General features: G+C 63.8%; 3 protein-coding genes. All 3 read left to right on the top strand.

All coding sequences use genetic code 11. The features are described 5' to 3' along the window. The first annotated feature begins 330 nt into the window (after positions 1-330). The gene (locus B3C64_RS02045) at positions 331-3102 is read left to right on the top strand and encodes an Rne/Rng family ribonuclease (protein WP_291533372.1); all 2772 of its coding nucleotides are present in this window, start codon (positions 331-333) and stop codon (positions 3100-3102) included. Between the two features lie 152 nt (positions 3103-3254). Further along, positions 3255-3563, top strand: a complete 309-nt coding sequence (gene rplU / locus B3C64_RS02040; RefSeq protein WP_291533367.1) for a 50S ribosomal protein L21 — start codon at positions 3255-3257, stop codon at positions 3561-3563. Positions 3564-3604: 41 nt separating this feature from the next. After that, positions 3605-3813, top strand: a 209-nt coding sequence (gene rpmA / locus B3C64_RS02035; RefSeq protein WP_291533366.1) for a 50S ribosomal protein L27, incomplete at its 3' end; no start/stop codon positions are given.

Raw genomic sequence — 3813 nt, 5'->3', positions numbered from 1 at the left:
TGCGCGCGAATCCGCGTGATGGACGCGCGCGTCGCCGATGCGACGCGGTGACGCGACGGAAAATTTCCCGCCGCGTCACATTCCGTTGTTTTTTGTGTCATACTTATAGACGGTGGTTCTGCAAGCCGCCGATGCATCCGATGGCGTTGATCCCCTCGCGTGAAGTTTGTGTTTGCCCGCGAGCGCCGGTGTCCGCCATCGCATGATGGAGACTTTTATGGAGTTCGCCTCCTACGGGCGCCAAGACGCGCGGTCACGGTGAGAGCGTGGCGTGAGAGCCGTACGAGGCCTAAGCAGGGCGAAGCGATTGCAGCGCGTCGCCCAAGGAGCATTGTGCCTAATACCAATGAGGGCCTTGACGGTGTCGAGGCCGCAACATCAGCAGATTCCAATTCCGGTCCGCGTCGCCGTCGTGGCGGCCGCCGCGTGGTGCGTGGCGTGGGCGCGGCGGGCGCCTCGCTCGAACTGAAGGTCGAGGAGCATTCCCCGTCGCCGCTGTTCGAGGAGCCGAAGCTTTCGCAGCCGCGTTCCGGGTCGGCGTCCGATTCGTCCGATGTCTCCGATGACGTGGCGGATTCGTCCGGTTCCGCTCGCCGGGATGATGACGAAAACCGTCCGTCGCGTCGCCGTCGCCGCCACGTCGCGGAGTTTTCCGATGACGACGGCCGGAACGACCGCGCGTCGCGTCGTCGTTCGTATGATGACGAGGAAGAGGATGTTCCGCGCCGTCGCCGTCGTCGCGCGCTTGCCGATGAAGGCGAGGATGACGAACGTCCGGCGCGGGGTTCCCGTCGCCGTGCCTCGGAGCCGCGCGGCGATGAGGCGACCGTGGAGCGCGCGTTGGACGCCGTGGAGACGTTGCCGGAGGGCCATGAGGTCCATCACAATCCCCGTCCGATGATGTCGCTGCTGTTCCAGGAACCGGTGCTGCCGTCGATTTCCCGTGTGCGTGACGAGGATGCCGACGACTCCCGGCCGGAGGAACGCCCGTCCGACCATGCGCAGGGCGCCGACGATTCCGATAAGGAGGAACGTCCGTCGCGTCGCCGTCGTCGCCGTGGCCGCGATGCCGAAGAGGACGCGCGCGATGATCGCGACGAGCGTGGGAGCCGTCATGATGACGACCGTCATGACGATGCGGATGGCGACGAGGAGGGTTCGTCCCGTCGTTCCCGTCGTTCGCGCCGTCTGAACGCCCAGGAGCGTCGCGCGGCCGCGGAGGTGGAGCAAATCGAGGAGGATCTGGTTCTCGATGGCATCACCTACGCGCCGATCGACGACGAATCCCGCAAGAACAAGGACGATGACGACGAACAGCCGACGCGCACGCGTCGCCGTCGCCGCCATGGCAACCATGACGAGGGCGACGAGCGGGCGCATGCCGAGAACGAATCCCGCCGCCATCATGAGGATGACGACGACGAGGGCATGGTCACGCGTCGCCGTCGCCGCCGTCGTGGCGGTTCGAAGGGCGAGGACGTCGAGGAGCCGCTGGTCCGTCGTTCGCGCAAGCAGCAGTACATCGACGAGATCACGGATGTCGAGGGATCGACCCGTCTTGAGGCCAAGAAGCAGCGTCGTCGCGACAACCGTCGTGAGCGCAGCCGCCAGAACCAGATCATGGAGCAGGATTTCCTGGCGCGCCGCGAGCATGTGGAGCGGTTGATGGTGGTGCGCGAGCGTGAGCGTCACACGCAGATCTCCGTGATCGAGGACAACGTGCTCGTCGAGCATTACGTGTCGGACATCCAGGAGGTCGCCACCGTCGGCAACATCTATCTGGGACGCGTGCAGAACGTGCTGCCGAGCATGGAGGCCGCGTTCGTCGACATCGGCCAGCCGCGCAACGGCGTGCTGTACGCCGGCGAGGTGAACTGGGACGCCACGCGTCTGGAGGGCCAGCCGCGCCGCATCGAGCTCGCGTTCAAGTCCGGCGATCCGGTGCTGGTGCAGGTCACCAAGGACCCGATCGGCCACAAGGGCGCGCGTCTTACCTCGCAGGTGACGCTTGCCGGCCGTTTCCTCGTGCTGGTGCCGTCCGGCGGCATGACCGGCGTGAGCCGCAAGCTCAGCGAGCGTGAGCGTTCGCGTCTCAAGGGCATCGTTTCGAAGATCGCCCCGAAGGACATGGGCGTGATCATCCGCACCGCCGCCGAAGGAGCCACCGAGGAGGCCATCACCAAGGACCTCGAGAACCTCACCCGCCAGTGGGAGCGCATCACCGCCAAGCGCGACGAGTTCCTCCATGGCAAGCGGCCGAAGCTGCTGCAGGGCGAGCCGGATGTGGCCATCCGCGTGGTGCGCGACATCTTCAACGACGATTTCTCCAAGATGATCGTCGAAGGCGACCGTGTGTACGACCGCATCGAGGAATACCTCGACACCATGGCCCCCGACCTCAAGGACAAGCTGGAGAAGTGGGATCCGGCCGAGCACGAGGGCAAGGACGTGTTCGACAAGTGGCAGATCGACTCCCAGCTGCGCAAGGGCATGGAACGTCAGGTCTACCTGCCGTCCGGCGGGTCGATCGTCATCGACCGCACCGAGGCGATGACCACCATCGACGTGAACACCGGTCGTTTCATCGGCCGCGGCAAGAGCCTTGAGGAGACGGTGACCCGTTGCAACCTCGAGGCGTCCGAGGAGATCGCGCGACAGCTTCGTCTGCGCGACATCGGCGGCATGGTGATGATCGACTTCGTCGATATGGTCATGCCGGCCAACCGCGATCTGGTGCTGCGTAGACTGGTGGAGTGCCTGGCGCGCGACCGCACCAAGCACCAGGTGGCCGAGGTCACTTCGCTTGGTCTGGTGCAGATGACGCGAAAGCGCATCGGCCAGGGTCTGGTCGAGGCCTTCTCGGAGGAGTGCCCGACCTGCAAGGGACGTGGCTTCATCCTCCACGACGAGCCGACCGTGTCCGCGGATTACGATGATCCGTATGCCTTGAAGGGCGGCGATCCGTTCGTCAAGACCAACAAGCATGGCCATGGCACGGACGTGCAGGCTCCGAAGGGTTCCTCGCCGGCCGTGAAGGCCAAGCTCGCCCAGATCGCGGCCGCGGCCGTGGCCGCGAACAACGCGGATTTGGACGAGGAATAGAAGAATAAAGGATAATTCCGGTCTGTCAACTTGACACGCCGGTGACAGACTTGCGGTTGTACGCGGGTGTGTGTAAATTAGATTGCTGGTGTCTGGCCGCGAGGCTCGAACGTGCCGGGCAGTAAGCTTTCCAAGTTAATAAAGGAACGGATATGTACGCTATTGTGAAGGCCGGCGGCCATCAGGAAAAGGTCGAGGTCGGTGACGTCATCCTCGTCAACCGTCTCAAGGCTCAGAAGGGCGATACCGTGGAGTTCCCGGTTGCCCTCGTTGTGGATGGCTCCAAGGTCACCCTCGGCGCCAAGGATCTCGCCAAGCTCAGCGTCAAGGCTGAGGTTGTTGATGATGAGGCCAAGGGTCCGAAGATCAGCATCATGAAGTACAAGAACAAGACCGGCGTTGCTCGTCGCAAGGGTCATCGCCAGAAGCTGACCGCTGTCAAGATCACGGCTATCGCCTGATTCGAGCAGAGGTTTAGGGTCAAGGACCGAAAGGAACAGACATGGCACATAAGAAGGGCGCATCCAGCTCGCGCAACGGTCGCGATTCAAACGCGCAATACCTCGGTGTGAAGAAGTTCGGCGGCGAAGCCGTCGTGGCCGGCAACATCATCGTTCGCCAGCGTGGCACCAAGTTCCACCCGGGCGAGAACGTCGGTATGGGCAAGGACCACACCCTGTTCGCCCTCAAGGACGGCAGCGTGCAGTTCGG

This window comes from Bifidobacterium sp. UBA6881 (genome assembly GCA_002451435.1).
Lineage (GTDB): Bacteria > Actinomycetota > Actinomycetes > Actinomycetales > Bifidobacteriaceae > Bifidobacterium.
Note: the sequence above shows the minus strand (reverse complement) of the source record. Positions and strands in the feature narration are given on the sequence as shown.

Excerpts from the sequence above, each read along its gene's own strand:
- rplU (WP_291533367.1), top strand. The coding sequence starts at position 3,255 with ATGTACGCTATTGTGAAGGCCGGCGGCCATCAGGAAAAGGTCGAGGTC.